Origin of the sequence: Donghicola sp., assembly GCF_025210255.1 — a bacterium.
Lineage (GTDB): Bacteria > Pseudomonadota > Alphaproteobacteria > Rhodobacterales > Rhodobacteraceae > Donghicola > Donghicola eburneus.
The window spans coordinates 56,758-72,144 of sequence record NZ_JAOARZ010000014.1 but is presented as its reverse complement, the minus strand read 5'-3'; the positions used below and the strand labels follow the sequence as shown (position 1 = coordinate 72,144).

Sequence of the window (15,387 nt, the reverse complement as noted above, 5' to 3'; positions counted from 1 at the left end):
AGCGAAAGGGATAGTCGAGGACAACGAATTCGACATATAATATGCGTCGATAGGTTGATTAATGTGTACGAACGATAGAGCCGGTAAAAATGCCGGAGGATAACTGAGATGGCGCGACTTCTACTTTGTGACGATGATCCGATGTATTCACTGGCGTTGTCTGCGCTTCTCGGGGATTGGGGCCATTCGGTCAAAACGACAGAGACAGCGCAAGAGGCGCTGGATCACCTCGCCTCGCATACGGTGGATCTGGCCATTCTGGATGTGGTCATGCCCGGCGGCGGCGGAGTGAGCCTGCTGCACCAGATCAAAGACCTTTACCCGAACCTGCCCACAATCGTCTGCACAGGCCGTGATTTCCTGTTCGAGACTCCCTTAATGGAGATCGGTATGGAAAAGGCCGACGAGAAGATAAAGAAAACGATTGACCCTGCCGATCTGCTCGCTGTGATCAATCGGCTGCTGAAACAGGCCAAGAAGGCCGGATGATGGCCGCACCTACAGGCCGCAAACCAACATATGTTTGGGGCGTCGGGCTGCTATGGATTTCCGTCTTTACGTGCATCCTCTTTTTCACGGGATTCACCGCACTGAATATCTTGCACCGACAGCAGGCCTTTCAGCAAAAAATCGTTCAAGCTGACATCATTCTGGTGCGCTTAAACAACCAGTTGGGCTATGGCGGCTTTATCCACAATTTCAAAAATGCCGTCCTGCGTCCCGATGAAAAGAACCGTTACCTAGATGCCTTTGACCAGAATGCTTTGGCGATCAAAGCGCTGATCGAGCAGACCGAACAGCATTTCCCAGACCTGACAAACGAGATCAAGAACCTTGGGGAAACGCTTGATGAATATACAGAAAATGCCGAATTTCTTCGTCAGACCGAATTACGGCAACCCTTGGATATCGACCCGATTGTCAGGGTAAACGATGACTTCGCCGTTCAGGCTATGCTCAATCTGCTGCAAAGCAATCGGGACCAGATGACAGAGACTTTGTCTCAGATGGAAGCACGCAAGATCGTGCTAAGCGTTGGTGCAGCGATCTCTTTTATCAGTGCCATTGCGGCGACGGCCGGATTGCTGATCTATGCTCGCAACCGCAGCCGCATTTTCCGCGCCGCCGTGGAGGAGAACCGCCGCACATCGGAAATGATCGAAGACGTCGGAGGCGCAATTTTCAAGTTGGGATCGGACGGCGAAGTCGAAGTCACGAACCGCAAAGGGCGCGCCATGTTCGGCGCCCTGATCGAGCGTCAGTCTGTGCCCTTGGTTGACCGAATGCTCGAAACCTTTCCTGAAATCGCCTTGGATGATCCATTGCTGCGCGCCTTTCTGGGCAGGAAGGTCGATAGCGAAATCAGTCTTTATACATTTCCGGACCAGTCACAGCGTTACCTGCGGATTTTCTCGGCGCCATTATCGAACCAAAATCAAGGCGGCGCTGTGATCGAGATCACGGATGTCACCCAGAACATGGTTGCAGAGAAGCTAGAGGACCAAAATCGAAACATTCTGGTGCTGGGGCAAGTGGCGCGCAGCGTGGTGCACGATGTGCGCAACGTGAACGCAACGCTGCGGTTCACCTTGGAACGGCTCAAAGGTCAGGACCTTGGTGGATCGACACCCGCCCTGATCACAAACGCCCTCTCCGCGCTCTCTGTGAGCGACAAGCTTGCAAAGCGCCTTCTGGATTTTGCGACAGCGGGACGGGACGAAGTCACAAATTTCGAGGCATCGGATGTTCTAACAATGTTACGCAGCTTGTCCGACGGGATTGCACAGGACAAAATTCTGATTGATGTGCGCAAAGCACCGGAAGGAGCCCGGCTGACAGGCAGTCCAAACGCTGTGCTCGCAGCGCTGATCAATCTGGTGGTGAACGCGCGCAACGCTCTTGTCACTGCCGGACAGGATGGTCAGATCACCGTTCACTTGGACAGCGAGGACTTGCATCCTGGCATTCCGGGGTGGGTGTTCCGCGTCACCGATACGGGACCCGGCTTCCCACAAGAGATCATCGCAGGCTCGCGCAGCAGCGCCCCGACCCGATCTGCCGAAGGCTACGGCCTTGGACTGTCCATCGTGCATTCGGTTGCGGTCGATATGGGGGGCTATGTACAGCTGTCGAACCGCGCAGGGGGCGGTGCCGAGGTGTCGATCCACCTACCCGCGCACCAATCAGCAGAACCGCTGGTGCAGAAAGCGCAAACGTCACATGCTTCTGCAAGGGTGCTCTTGGTTGATGACAGCATGATGGTCACCCGCTTGCTGGAACGGCAATTCGCTAAGATCGGCATCGCAACGCACCAAAGTCATTCTGCCAAGGCCGCCCTACTGTCGCTTCGGACCCACCAGTACGATCTGGTCATCACAGACTACGACTTGGGTGAAGAGCAAAGCGGCAAGGATATCGCCGCTGCCACGCATGAGCTGCAGCCAGACGTGCCCGTCATCGTCTTTACCAAAACGCCGGAATGGGCGACCGAGGCATTCGCCCACTTGAATGTCGAGATTTTTGGCAAGGGCAACCAAACCGAGACGCTGATATCGCGCGCCAAAAGCTTGCTCGCTCGTTCACGAGAACCCGCAGACGCAGCATTCAGCACTAAAAACCAGTAAGTTATTTTATGCAATTCTCGATATGCATTTTAGTAGCGCGCAACCATCGAAAGTTGCATGATGCAAACAACAAGTCGTGGAAAGAGCACCACGCTCGAGGCGGGTGCTTTGAAGGGCGCTCGGGGCAAAACGGGACAGGGTCGGAATGACGGAGAATACCATCGTTGCAATCGGTGCGTCGGCTGGCGGGCTCGAAGCTTTGTCCGAGTTCATGGCCGCATTATCGACCGACGCCACCCTCTCGGTCATCGTGGCCCAGCACCTAGAGCCTCATAATAGCTCTGTCTTAACTCAATTGATTTCGCGCCAAACCTCGTTGCAAGTGCACACCCTAGAGGCTGACGTCGCCCCTGCCCCCGGCACGATTTATATCACGCCCCCCAATTCTGATGTGATCCTGGAGAACGGTGTGATCCGACTGGTAAAGGCCAGCGAGAAGGTTGGCCCCAAGCCCAGCATAAACCGCCTGTTTCACTCGATGGCCAAAGAGGCCGAGCGAGGCTTGCCCGACACCAACTACGTGGCAGCGGTGTTTTCGGGAACAGGGACGGATGGGTCCGAGTATCTATCGGAACTGCGCGAGGCTGGTGTCATTGTCGTCGTCCAAGACCCTGAAAGCGCGCGTTACAACGGCATGCCCTTTGCGGCGATCCACAAGAACCAGTACGATTTGGTTGTCACGACCGACCGCTTTGCCGAACTGCTCAGCTTGGGCGACCTGTCGATGCTCAAGGAAGTCGGCGGTGGACGGGATTTCCGCGACAGCCAGGTGCTGCGCTCGATCACAGACACGGTGCATCAATAAACCGGCGTCGACTTTTCAGATTACAAACGTTCGACGACCGAACGGCGCGTCAAACGCCGCATGTCAGCCTTGGGGATCAAGAGCTACGAAGACTACTTCGAGTTCATGTCGGTCAATGACGAAGAGCCTCATGCTCTGCAGCAAGAGTTGTTAGTACCGGTAACCGAATTCTTTCGCGACTACCAAGCGTTTGAAGTGCTGCGCAAGCACCTGCTCGCTTACCTTCAGCAGATGGATCCTGGCAGCACCTTCCGTGCTTGGTGCGTTGGCTGTAGCTCGGGGCAAGAGGCTTATAGCATCGCCATGCTGGCCAGCGAACTCATTGATGCCAATGGAATGCAGCTTGGGGTTCAGATCTTTGCGACAGATCTGGATGAAAAGGCATTGGCCGATGCGCGGCGCGCGGAATACGACGTGCGCGAAATTTCCGGCATCCCGTCTCATGTGGTGAACCGCTGCTTCGTTTATCGGGACGGTGTCTATCAGGTCAAAGACAACCTGCGCGACATGGTCACGTTTTCCAAACACGGGCTTGGCACGGATGCGCCCTTTTCTCGGATCGACCTGATTTCGTGCCGCAATCTGATGATCTATTACAACGCGACGAGCCAAGCCACGTTCAGTCGTATTTTCCGCTACTCGCTCAACCGCGGCGGGCTCTTGTTCTTGGGTCAGGCCGAAGCGCTTGGCGAGGAGAGCGGGTTCGAAACGCTTGATCTGCGTGCCAAGGTGTTCTGCCGGTCTATGAGCGCGAATTACTATTCCGGCCTTTCTATGACCCTACCAAATTTTCGTAATCCTGTTGCCAGTGACACTGCCCGCAAGACACCACCAAAAGAGGCCACGCCGCTGGCGGACCCGACTCTCAACCTGCTGAATGTGTTGTTTCAGAAGTCCTTTATCGGGATCACGGATCGCCGAAAGTTGGCCTATATCTCGGAAAAGCTGCGCCACATCTTCAAACTGCGCACCGGTTTGGTGGGCGGCACGATTGATGACTTTTTCGAGTCCGAGATCGCCGACGCGATGAAAGCAAGTGTGTCTTCTGTTTCCAAACAGCATGTCCGGATGAACATCGTCCCGATCGAGATGCCAGATCCAGAGACAGGCGAAATCCGGCGCTATTACACTCAAGCATTCTCGGTGCCGCGGAATAATCTGGGCATCACCGTCGCCATCGTCTTTATTGAGGGACATACGGACGACGCGGATGTCGGGCTGAGCGACGCGCATCATGAGATCATCTATCTGAAAGAAGCGCTGCATAACGCTGTTCAAGAGTTGGAACAGGCCAATGAGGCGCTGCAACTGGCCAACGAGGAGCTGCAAAGCTCCAACGAAGAGCTGCAAAGTTCGAACGAGGAACTGCAAACCACCAACGAAGAGCTTCAATCCACCAACGAAGAGCTCTTGACCGTCAATGACGAAGTTCTGGCAAAATCAGCCATTCTCAACACGGCGCAGCAAACACTGACCGCCCTACGCTCTGTCATGAGCGGTGATGTGATGGTGCTGTCGCAGGACGGTGAAATCCTGTTCGGGCAAAGCGCGGGCTGCGCCATCTCAAATAAGACGGGCGCACTGGACGGGCTGAAGTTCAGCGATCTGCGTTGGACCATTGATGTCGGTGAGGTCACCAAGATCCTCTTTGGCCCCGCAGGCTGGGGCGGTGATGCGGTCAATATGGTGCTTGGGGATGACGACAACCAGTGCACCGTCGTTCTGGCTGCGGAAAAGCAGAGCGGATCACAGTTGATCTCAGTCTCCTTTACCCCGATTTCCAATACCTAGGGCGCGGTGCTGCAGTGCACCGCTCCTGACAAACAGTAACCAGTTCCCTTTTCCCCGCAGGTGCCCCGTTTCGGCCCTGCGCCGTGTGTAGCGAGTCCCTGTTTTCAGACGTCTCTGGCTGCCCCGCATTTTCGGGCGGCCGCACCACACAGAGCACTTGGCCCTTGGGTCACTGCGGAGAAAAACGGAACGCAATTTGTCCATTCACGAAGGACAGACAGACGCTGCCTTTACGCCGAAACGCTTGTTTCTGGGGTCATTTCCGCTTGCGCCTCTGATCTGCGCTGCGATCGATTTCGCTTACTTCGGGCTGACCATTCAATTCTTCGGCTTTCTTTGTGCCGCCCTCTTTGCCGCAATGTTGATCGGGACAAAACGCCAGACCCAAACGCGCACTCTAATCACCGAGGTATCTCTGTTTTTCGCCTCGGCCACGATGGTTTTTGCCATACACGACTGGGGTTTGGTGGCGTCTCTTTCCCTGATGGTGGCTGTGTCCTTCGGGTACGGTATCCTCTCTCACGTCAAAGCGCGTGTACTCGCGCTGATGAATGGCACGATCATCGCTGCCAGCCCACTCTATGCCCCCGTACCAAATCTTATCGAGTATGTTCTGTTCCTGCTGTGTTTTGTCAATTTGACGATCTTTGGCGAGTGGTCCCAATCTGTAGTCGCAACCAAGACACGACAACTCGACGCCCAGTTCCAAGACCTCCGCAATGCGTTTGACCGCCTCCATCAGAGCCGCCAACAACTGACCGCAGCCAGAGGGGATTTGGCCCATACCCGTGAAGAACGGCAGAAGTCCATCACCCTGCTGAATGAAAAAGATCAGCGAATGCAGCTGTTGCAAGACGAACTGAGCGTTATGCAACAACTGGCGCTGGCCTATATCCACCACGCGACCACGCCCATCTTTATCCGCGATAAAGTCGGGCAGTTGATCCAGTTGAATTCAGCAGCCAAGGCGCTGTTTGAACATATAGGGTTGGCCACCGAACTGGGGCAGCCCTTTGACATTCATGCTGCGGACCAAAGCAAGATGAGGATCGACGCACATGGCGAGACCGGCGATCAGGTCCCGATCCAAGTCTTTTACGACGACAAGGATCCCCAATATTATCAACTCAGCGAAACGCTTGCTGAGATTAGTCTAGGCCGAAGCATCACCATCACCACTTTGCATGACGTGACCGACGTGGTGACAGCAAATCTGGCTCTGGAAACCGCACTGGCAGAAGTCGACACCGCCAACCTTGCCCTGCGAAACACAAAGGAAGAGGCAGTTCAACTGAACGGCGTGCTGCACAGGCAGCCGGTCGCCGCACTGGTCTGGCGCGCAGATACCAAGGCCTTTGTCTACGCGAACGAGGCATTTTCCGAATTTGCAGCCGCGTATTTCTGCGACCCCGAGGAAACGCCAGCCCATTTCGAGCACCCCGCCTCTGCGGTCTCTAGCAAATTTTCAAAGACGATCTCGCAGTCAATCCGCCGACTTCAAACCGAGGTCGCAGCGGCATTTGCCAAGAGCGACGGTCAGAGCGTGACGTTATCGCTTGACGATCACAAGGACCGGCACTTCAGCGCCAGCTGTCACATCGTCGATCTACGCGGCGACATGGGCAATCTGGTGCTCTTGAACATCTTTGACATCACAGCCTCGGTGGACCTGCAAAAGCGTCAAGCAGAGCTGACCACATTATTCGAAAGCCAGTCTGTTCCAGCGGTCGTATGGGCAATGGGAGAGCCTGATCGCTTGGCCTATGTGAACCACGCCTTTTTCAAACTGCAACGGGGCATCATCCTGCTCGAAGACATCCACGATCTGCCCGGCCGCACAGTCGAGGAAATTTTCACTCCAAGCGAGCATGGGCGGATCAAGCGCGCTTTGGAAGAATTCAGGGGCATCCTTAAAACCAAACCCTATGGCAGCATGTTTCTACCAGAGCAGCCCCATCACCACGGGCACCGCTATCAGGTGAACTACAGCGTCGTGTCTCTGAACGAAGAAGAAAACCCGTTCATTGTTTTCAATTACATCGACATCACCAAGATCGAACAGGCCCGCAGAAAGCTGGAACGGCAGCTAAACCATGACGATCTGACCGGCATCCTGTCGCGGCGCGGGATCAAGCAAGCGCTCGCCGACAAGGACCCAGAGCAGACCCAAGCGCTCTATCTGATCGATCTGGATCACTTCAAATCCGTGAACGACACCTTTGGCCACGAAGCTGGGGACCGTCTGCTGCGCGCCTTGGGCAAGACGCTCGACGGTATTGCAGCAGACACAGAGATCATCGGACGATTGGGCGGCGAAGAGTTTCTGATCCTGCGCGACTTCGAAGGGTGGGAGGACTGCGAGATATACGCGCAACAGCTGTTGGACGCGATCGCCAAGAACCAAGTGCCGACAGAACGCGGGCCTGTGTCGCGTACCGCCAGTGTCGGTGTCGCGCTCCTTGATGGGATCGGCGGGCTTTCGGACGCGCTCGCGGTGGCGGATGTGGCCCTAGAGGATTCAAAGACAGGCGGTCGCAATCAGGTGACCATGGCCACGCCGGCCTACTTAAAAAGCAGCGAAGTCAAGGGAAGCTTTGTCACCGAACATGATATCCGTCAGGCCCTGCTGGATGACGAGATGTACTACGTCGTCCAGCCCATCATGGACACGCACCGCAACTTCATCACCGGCTTCGAGGCACTGATCCGCTGGAAACGCGCCGACGGCACCATGGTCTCGCCCGAGGTCTTTGGCGCTAAACTGGTCGAGGTGACCAAGAACAAACCCTTTAGCGATATCTCCTGGAAGATGCGCGCGGGCTTGCTGCAAGACTTGGCGTACTTTGACGACCGCTACATCTCTTTCAATCACCGCGTCGAAGAGCTGAGCGCAAAAGGCGCCGCCGAGGACCTGATCCAACGCTTCGAGTCCATCCGCGACAATCCCAACCGCGTCTTCGTCATCGAACTGTCCGAGCGGTCCCTGACAGAGCGTGTGGCGATGCATGACGTGCTGCATAACCTCGACCTTTTGCGCGAACATGGCATCCAGATCGCGCTAGACGATTTCGGGGTAGAGGCGAGCAACCTGAACCGGCTGACAGAATTCCCGATCGACATCATCAAGATCGACAAATCCTTGGTCCAACAAATCGAGACCGGCCCCAAGACCCGAGAAGTCTTGCGTTCGACCGCGATCATGGCGACGAAACTGGGCATCCGCACCATTGTCGAAGGGATAGAGACCGATCAACAGGCCCGCATCGTCCACCATATGCGCGCTGTCTTGCAGCAAGGGTTCCTGCACGCGCTGCCCATGCGGCCTGAACAGATTTACGAGAATCTTCTCGACATCGGGGCGGATATACGGTCCGCACATGAGCGGCCCCAAGCCGATGTAATCAAGCACGCTTCGCCGGAATTCGCTCGCGCGATCAGGCGACGATAAACGTCCATTGACAGGTCAGCTCCGAACACGGGACTTTGCGGCATTCGTTTATGATATTGATCGCCATTTGCAGACCGGAGCCGCGACAAACCATGCCCAACGGCCTATACAACCTCCCGACCAATCTAGACCTGCCCTACTGGATCTCTGCCCTTAGTCCGACCGCGCGCCTTGGTTCAACCGAACTAGGACAAGCAGAAACCATCGGCATCGCCTATTTGGAAAGTGGCACCTCGCCCTATGGCGAGTCCCTGCGCGCCTTTACCGATGCAGAGAAGGCCAATGTTATGGCCTCTTTGGCGGCGGTGAAGGACGCCAGCGGGCTGGAATTCGTATTTGTCGATCCCGCAGAGGCTTCGGTTCGCATAGCAGTCAGCGATTACGCCGACGCCGGTAGCGTCTATGGCCGAACTTGGAGCAACACGTCCTCTCCGGTGATTACACTGGCCTATGACGCCGTTTATGACAGCACCGATGGGCTGGCGAACAACAGCTACATCTACATCCACGAACTGATGCACGCGGTCGGTTTGAACCACCTGACGCTCACGTCAGAGCGCGTCGGTACCTCTCTTTACGGGTCTTGGACCAGCGCGTGGCAAGATGGCCTGCAACTGTTTGACACCGCCGCGATGCAGTATCTCTATGGCGTAGACCCGACCCAGCGTGCGGGAAACGACACCTATGACATGGGAACGCTCGGCGCATTTTCCCAAGACCGGAGCACTCGTTTAAACGACCCTCTGATCTGGGATGGTGCAGGCAAGGATACCATTGATCTGTCCAGCGCCATGGGCGCTGCACAAGCGAGCCTGACATCCGGCGTCATGTCCCGCGTCGGCACCTCCAGCGACCTGATCACGGATGCAGGCACCTTTTCAATCAACTACGGCACGCAAATCGAAAAGCTGATTGGCACCGATTACAGCGACACTTTGAGCGGGAGCACCGCCAAGGACAAGCTGGTTGGCGGCCTTGGCGATGACACCGTCATGGGTCTAGAGGGCAACGACAAATTAGCAGGGGCCAAGGGGGATGACAGCCTGATTGGCAACGCCGGCAAAGATAAATTGATCGGCGGTGCGGGGAATGACACCCTGTCAGGCGGCGCGCAAAAGGACAAGATTGTTGGCGGCGCAGATGACGACATACTGTCTGGCGGCGGCGGTCGCGATCGCTTTGTCTTTGCGGCGAATGACGGGGCGGACACGATCACCGATTTCCGCTCTGGCAAGGATCGCATCGTCATCAAATCCGGAGCCGAGAGCATAGATGACATCACTGTTTCCGACGCCGTCGATACGGTCACCCTCTCTTACGCTGCGACCTCAGTCACCCTAGAGGGCGTTGCGCTGAGCGATCTGGCAGAGAGCGACTTTCTGTTCGTCTGAGCACTCCGCCCCATTGGGACGCCCCTTGCTCTGTGCCAAAGTGCCCACACACACCCAGAGGGAGGGACAGAGCATGAAGGTTTCGGTGATCGGCGCAGGGGCCATCGGAGGCTGGTTGACCGCTGGTTTTGTCAAAGGCGGCGCAGAAGCTACCGTACTGGCGCGCGGCGCTTCTCTTGTAGCGCTCCAAAACACTGGCCTTGTGTTGGAGGCAGACGGAACCGCGGAAACGATCCCTGTGACAGCCACCAATGATCCCGATCAGTTGCGCGGCGCGGACCTGCTGCTATTGGGGGTCAAGGCGCATGACCTACCCGCCCTAGCGCCTGTGATCGAACAGATCATGACAGCCGAAACTCTTGTCATGCCCGCCGTCAACGGCCTGCCCTTCTGGTTCCTGTCGGGCTTCGGCGGGCCGGCAGAGGGCAAAACTCTGGCCTCTGTCGATCCGGGTGGGACACTTGCCAAACTGATGCCGGTCGAGCGTGTTGTCGCGAACGTGGTCCATGCCGCCAGCCGCGTCGCGGCGCCAGGACATATCCAGTTGGTCAAGGCGAACAAGGTCATCCTAGGCGGTCAGCCCGACGGCCTCGCCGATATCGCCGCATGTCTTCAGCGGGGCGGCATCCCGATTGAGACGACCGACGCAATCCACCGCGAGGTTTGGATGAAGCTGTGGGGCAATTCCAACATGAACCCTCTGTCCGCGCTGGCACGTGCGGATGCGGCGCAACTTCACGACGATCCGGGCGCGAACACCGTGATCAAAACAATGATGCAAGAGATGGCGGACTTAGGAGCACGGATTGGTTTGGAGGGCTTCGACGATATCGACGGACGCATGGCCACCACGCGCAAGCTTGGCCCGATCCGAACCTCGATGCTGCAAGACGTTGAGGCTGGCCGCCCTTTCGAGCTTGGCCCAATCCTAGGGGCTTTGGTCGAATTGGCCGAACTGGTCGATCAGCCCGTCCCAATGATGAAAGGGATCCACGGGCTTGCCGGTTTGCTGGATCGCAATCTGCGCGTAGAGTAGCCCGTACAAGTAAATACGCCGCCCGAGGCATTCCCCGAGCGGCGTGAAAGTCTCTTAGCGCCAGCCCAATGCGGGCGCCACGTGGGTCATGATGTTTTCCAAAACATGGGTGTTGTACTCGACCCCCAGCATGTTCGGCACGGTCAGCAGCAGCGTGTCAGCCTCGGCAATCGCCTCGTCTTGTTTCAGCTGCTCGACCAAACGATCCGGTTCGTCCGCATAGCCACGGCCGAAGATGCCGCGGAAATTGTCGATATACCCGATTTGATCATCGCTTTTGCTACGGCCAAAATAGGCGCGATCAATGTCATTGGTCAGAGCAAAGATTGACCGGCTGACTGAAACGCGCGGTTCGAAGTCATGACCGGCCTCTTTCCATGCCTCACGATACGCGCGAATTTGTTTGGCCTGCTGGATGTGAAACGGCTCGCCGCTCTCATCGACCTTCAGCGTCGAACTCTGCAAATTCATCCCCATCTGTGCGGCCCAAATTGCAGTGCCGTTCGATCCCGAGCCCCACCAAATCCGGCGGCGCAAGCCTTCGGAATGGGGCTCCAGTCGCAAAAGGCCCGGCGGGTTAGGGAACATCGGCTGCGGGTTTGGTTGGGCAAAGCCCTCTCCGTCCAGATGCTTCAGGAAAATTTCGGCATGCCGGCGCGCCATGTCCGAGGGGTCTTCACCCTCGACCGGCTGATACCCGAAATAGCGCCAGCCATCGTTGACCTGTTCAGGTGATCCACGACTGATCCCTAGCTGCAGACGCCCGCCTGAAATCAAATCCGCCGCGCCTGCATCTTCGATCATATAAAGCGGGTTTTCGTAGCGCATATCGATCACGCCAGTCCCGATCTCGATCTTGGATGTCTTGGCCCCGACCGCCGCAAGCAACGGAAACGGCGACGCGAGCTGCCGTGCAAAGTGGTGCACGCGGTAATAGGCGCCGTCGACGCCCAATTCCTCGGCCGCGACAGCCAGATCGATGGACTGCAGCAGGGTGTCGCCGGCAGTTCTCAGGGGCGAACCCGCTTCGGGGTTCCAATGACCAAAGGACAGAAAACCGATCTTCTTCATAACGCACCTCTGAAAACTACTGTTCGCTAGAGGCAGAGCTAATCACGCGTCCCCCGCGACATAAGTTGCCGAACCGCGCAGGCCCTGTTCTTCAGAGCGCAGTGCTCAGAGACGGCGCAGCAGATCGAGAGAGGGCTCTCCGGTCACGGGCAGGCCCTGGCTGCGTTGATAGGCACTGATGGCGCTACGGGTTTTGTCCCCGAACACCCCATCCGCGCCCCCCGCATCAAAGCCGCGCGAAGTAAGCCCGCGCTGCAGGGCGATCCGGTCGTCCTTGGTAAAGCCATAGGAGTCCGGCGGGAAATCCGCGCGCAGCGGGCCGCCGCCAGCAATTCGGTCGGCCAGATGCCCCACTCCGATCGCGTAGGCGTCAGAGTTGTTGTAGCGCTTGATCGCGCGGAAATTGGCGGTGGTGGTAAAGCGCGGTCCACCCGGCTGAGGCTGAATCGTTCCGGATGCATCAGGCCCCGCCTCTGCGCCCCACCGCAGGCCGCGTTGCCATCCGTTGCGGGCCAGATAGGCTGCGGTCGAGGCAAGTGCATCAGTGGGGTCCTCGGACCAGATATCCGCGCGACCATCGCCCGTGAAATCCACCGCAAAGGCCAGATACGACGTAGGAATAAACTGCGTGTGCCCCATCGCGCCCGCCCAACTGCCAGTGAAGTTCTGTGGTGCCACCTGACCACGGTCCAGAATTTTGAGCGCCGCGATGAGTTGCTTTTCAAAGAATGTCCCGCGCCGCCCGTCATAGGCCAGCGTAGAGGTAGACGAGATTACCGGAATATCGCCGCGCCGTTCCCCGTAAAAGCTCTCGAGTCCCCAAATCGCCGCGATGATGTGGGCATCCACGCCGTACTCACGCTCCAGCGCGGTCAAGGTCGATCGGTGTCGGGCATAGGCCGCCCTGCCCTTTGCGACCCGTTCGTCGGACACGGCGATTGACAGGTAATCCTCGAGCGAGCGTTTGAACTCTGTCTGGTTGCGATCCCGTTCGACAACCCCTGGCAAGAAGCCCGTGCCGCGAAATGCCCGATCCATAAGAGCGTTCGAGAAGCCCTGCGACGTGGCCCTTGCGCGGAAACCGGCCACCCAATTGCTGTAGCCTGCATTCGCCACGGGGCGCATCCCTTCGGGCACACCTGCGCGGCGCGCGGGCACCTGCGGAGAGCTCGGTGCGCAGGCAGCCAAGGGCAGCGCCGCAACGGACAGGGCAAATTGGCGTCTATTCAAGTGCATGGGCAGCTCCTCGGGCCTGTGGCAGAGCATAAATGGGACGAACGCGCGCCCCGTTTTCTAAATGTGTGACGTGGGGCAACGTGAATGGCAATCAATGTCGTGCGGGCCAAAGATCGCGTCCGGAAAATCAGCAATTATCCGCTGGCACCCCGCAAAAACATAGGGCACCCACCGTAGCGGGTACCCTGATGCCGTTAGGTTGCTACGAACAAAAACCGCGTGCAATTACCCCTCAAAGGCCTTGGTGAAGAAGGTGTTCAGCTTCTCGAACGGGATCTTGTCCAACTTGTCATAAAGGTCCACGTGGTTCGCATCCTCGACGATGAACAGCTCTTTGGGCTGGGGCGCAGCCTCGTAGACATCTTCGGAGAAGTAACGCGAATGGGCGTCGTCCCCCATGATCAGCAGGATCGGCCGGCCAGCCAGCCACTCTAGATCGTCCAGCAACGCGAAGTTCATCCATGACTGGGTCGAGCTCATGGTAAACTGCGCAATCGCTCGGTGGTGGTAGCCGCGTGGACGCGAGTAGAATTCACCGAACTCTGCGCCGACAGGGTTCTCTTCGGCGTCCCATATCAGGGGCGCACCGCGTGCGGTCAGAACAGGATCACCGCTCTCGTAATCGGCCCAGCGCTGTTCTGCGATGGTTTTGAGCGTGGCAAGGCGATCATCGTCTGACATGCTATCCCCGAAGCCATTCTTTTGCATCCGGCTGATGTCGTACATCGAAGCGGTCGCCACGGCCTTGATCCTCGGATCGACTTTGGCCGCCGACAGGGCAAAGCCACCCGACCCACAGATACCGATCACGCCAATCTTGTCGCGGTCCACATAGGGGCGCGTCCCGATATAATCGACGCATGCCAAGAAATCCTCGACCATCTGGTCGGGCGAGGACAGGTGCTTCGTCCCGCCTTCGGACGCGCCGTTCCACGCAGGGTCAAAGGTCAAGACCACGTAGCCCATCTGCGCCAGTTGATTGGCGTAAACACCGGGCCCCTGTTCTTTGACACCGCCATATGGCGCGCCGACAATCAAGGCGGGATAGCGTGCAGTTTGGTCGAAATCTGCAGGGGTGTAGATGTCCGCTGACAGCGTCACGCCAAAGCGTGTTTCGAAAGAAGCAGGGGTGCGGGTGACGTTCTCTGACAGATCAAAAATGTAGTTGTCTTTAGGCATTGGAGTGTCCTCTAGAATTGGTTCAAACACGGCGCGTTATGGTCCGTTTTGGCTGAGCCAAGGATCACAACGGCCTGATGCCAAACGACTTATTCCGATGAGCCCAGAGGATTACCGCCCCTTATTCCATGCGCGGCATGAGCAGTTTTCATAGGTGTAGCGGGAACCTGCTCGGGTTTCATGAAGGACGCTCATTACTGCATCCCGTATTCACGCCATGAAGACTGTGGGCCCGCCGCCTAGCTCTTTGGGGAAGGCAACGGATGCTCCGTGCCACAGGCCAAAGAGGCCGCCTCCAGACCATAGGAGACGACCAAATGAAGACGATTTCCCTGACCGCGCTCGCCCTTGCGATTGCCACCACAGGCGCCACCGCCCAAGAGATGACACAGACCACCCAACTGGAGCGTGGCGGCCAGATTGGCGGCGAAGAGACCTTTACCGGCACTGTTTTCGTTGCGCCTGTTTTCCCCGGCAACGTGAATGACGTGAGCGCGGGCGAAGTGACCTTCATGCCCGGCGCGCGTTCGGCATGGCACACGCACCCCATCGGTCAGTACCTTGTCGTGACCTCGGGCACCGGTTGGTATCAGGAAGAAGGCCAGCCCAAACAGATTATGCGCACTGGCGACGTCGTCTTTGCCCCAGCGGATGTGAACCATTGGCACGGCGCGACCGACAGCACGGCTGTCACACACTACGCGATCCAAGCAGCCGAAGACGGCACCGCAGTGGTTTGGGGTGATCTGGTCACCGACGAAGAATACGCGGCTGACTAAGCCTATGTTTTGGCGCGGCCCCTCGGG

Annotated in this window: 11 protein-coding genes and 1 pseudogene; 9 read left to right on the top strand and 3 right to left on the bottom strand. The window is 57.4% G+C overall.

What is annotated here, in order from left to right; translation table 11 throughout:
• The first annotated feature begins 108 nt into the window (after positions 1 to 108).
• The 8 genes and pseudogenes from N4A58_RS04040 (at position 109) to N4A58_RS04005 (ending at position 11,095) form a co-directional block, all read left to right on the top strand.
• Positions 109 to 489, top strand: coding sequence for a response regulator (locus tag N4A58_RS04040; RefSeq protein ID WP_293708056.1), 381 nt, complete (start codon positions 109 to 111; stop codon positions 487 to 489).
• Positions 489 to 2,624: an ATP-binding protein gene (locus N4A58_RS04035; protein WP_293708055.1), complete on the top strand. Its 2,136-nt coding sequence runs from the start codon at positions 489 to 491 to the stop codon at positions 2,622 to 2,624. Before N4A58_RS04040 ends, N4A58_RS04035 begins: the two co-directional genes overlap by 1 nt.
• A gap of 145 nt (positions 2,625 to 2,769) precedes the next feature.
• On the top strand, positions 2,770 to 3,429 hold the full coding sequence (locus N4A58_RS04030; RefSeq protein ID WP_293708054.1) for a chemotaxis protein CheB: 660 nt from the start codon (positions 2,770 to 2,772) through the stop codon (positions 3,427 to 3,429).
• A 12-nt stretch (positions 3,430 to 3,441) separates the two neighbouring features.
• Positions 3,442 to 3,525: pseudogene (locus tag N4A58_RS04025) on the top strand (hypothetical protein); the annotation flags it as partial.
• A 9-nt stretch (positions 3,526 to 3,534) separates the two neighbouring features.
• Positions 3,535 to 5,220 carry a CheR family methyltransferase gene (locus N4A58_RS04020; protein ID WP_293708185.1) on the top strand — a complete coding sequence of 562 codons (1,686 nt, stop codon included), beginning with the start codon at positions 3,535 to 3,537 and terminating at the stop codon, positions 5,218 to 5,220.
• Positions 5,221 to 5,416: 196 nt separating this feature from the next.
• On the top strand, positions 5,417 to 8,668 hold the full coding sequence (locus N4A58_RS04015) for an EAL domain-containing protein (protein ID WP_293708053.1): 3,252 nt from the start codon (positions 5,417 to 5,419) through the stop codon (positions 8,666 to 8,668).
• Between the two features lie 92 nt (positions 8,669 to 8,760).
• Positions 8,761 to 10,059: a M10 family metallopeptidase C-terminal domain-containing protein gene (locus tag N4A58_RS04010; protein WP_293708052.1), complete on the top strand. Its 1,299-nt coding sequence runs from the start codon at positions 8,761 to 8,763 to the stop codon at positions 10,057 to 10,059.
• A gap of 73 nt (positions 10,060 to 10,132) precedes the next feature.
• Entirely contained in the window at positions 10,133 to 11,095 is a 963-nt protein-coding gene (locus tag N4A58_RS04005; protein ID WP_293708051.1) for a 2-dehydropantoate 2-reductase, read from the top strand.
• 54 nt (positions 11,096 to 11,149) lie between these two features.
• On the opposite strand, the gene N4A58_RS04000 is transcribed toward N4A58_RS04005, so the two are convergent.
• The 3 genes from N4A58_RS04000 to N4A58_RS03990 form a co-directional block, all read right to left on the bottom strand.
• Positions 11,150 to 12,166: an LLM class flavin-dependent oxidoreductase gene (locus N4A58_RS04000; RefSeq protein WP_293708050.1), complete on the bottom strand. Its 1,017-nt coding sequence runs from the start codon at positions 12,164 to 12,166 to the stop codon at positions 11,150 to 11,152.
• A 105-nt stretch (positions 12,167 to 12,271) separates the two neighbouring features.
• Complete coding sequence (locus N4A58_RS03995) at positions 12,272 to 13,402, bottom strand: lytic murein transglycosylase (protein WP_293708049.1); 1,131 nt, start codon at positions 13,400 to 13,402, stop codon at positions 12,272 to 12,274.
• Between the two features lie 225 nt (positions 13,403 to 13,627).
• Positions 13,628 to 14,581: an alpha/beta hydrolase gene (locus N4A58_RS03990; RefSeq protein WP_293708048.1), complete on the bottom strand. Its 954-nt coding sequence runs from the start codon at positions 14,579 to 14,581 to the stop codon at positions 13,628 to 13,630.
• A 317-nt stretch (positions 14,582 to 14,898) separates the two neighbouring features.
• On the opposite strand from N4A58_RS03990, the gene N4A58_RS03985 reads away from it, so the two are divergent.
• On the top strand, positions 14,899 to 15,360 hold the full coding sequence (locus N4A58_RS03985; RefSeq protein ID WP_293708047.1) for a cupin domain-containing protein: 462 nt from the start codon (positions 14,899 to 14,901) through the stop codon (positions 15,358 to 15,360).
• Positions 15,361 to 15,387 lie beyond the last annotated feature (27 nt).